2 protein-coding genes are annotated in these 417 nt (G+C 31.9%); one reads left to right on the top strand and one right to left on the bottom strand.

Annotated elements, in window-relative coordinates; translation table 11 throughout:
- The first annotated feature begins 55 nt into the window (after positions 1–55).
- Positions 56–250 carry a hypothetical protein gene (locus EVJ26_RS14590; protein WP_152914093.1) on the top strand — a complete coding sequence of 65 codons (195 nt, stop codon included), beginning with the start codon at positions 56–58 and terminating at the stop codon, positions 248–250.
- Here the strand turns inward: EVJ26_RS14590 and EVJ26_RS14535 are convergent.
- A partial coding sequence (locus EVJ26_RS14535) for a YdcD family protein (RefSeq protein WP_236635600.1) occupies positions 165–417 on the bottom strand: 253 nt, incomplete at its 5' end. The two genes, EVJ26_RS14590 and EVJ26_RS14535, sit on opposite strands and share 86 nt — an antisense overlap.

Here is a 417-nt window from a genome sequence, read left to right on the forward strand (position 1 = left end):
CTTTTTAGTTATTCCAAAGGTTAAATTTTGATCACCTGTAGGCGTTAAAGCAAAGATGAAAATCGTGATTTACATCACAATTTTCATGATCTTGCCCTGCCCCGTCCCTTGCTCTCATGTCTTTCTGTATGTATTTTATATTTTTCTCTTTCTGGTGTTGTTCATTATGACCATTTACCAATCCAGTCAAAAACTTCATTTTTCAAATTGTTATCATAATAATCAACATCATAATAGTCTCCATAATTAATTATTTTATAACTAGCCTTCTTGTTTTTATCACTAAAATACACCCGTTGTTTTGTAGCGCAGAACTCCATATTCTCCAGTTTACTAATGTTTCTTAATCGCACGCTATAAAGAATATCATTGAAAAAATTAAGATTTATATCAACCACTCCACAGTGCGTCCTGTAA

Origin of the sequence: Exiguobacterium sp. SH3S1, assembly GCF_004337105.1 — a bacterium.
GTDB classification, from domain to species: Bacteria; Bacillota; Bacilli; order Exiguobacteriales; family Exiguobacteriaceae; genus Exiguobacterium; species Exiguobacterium aurantiacum_A.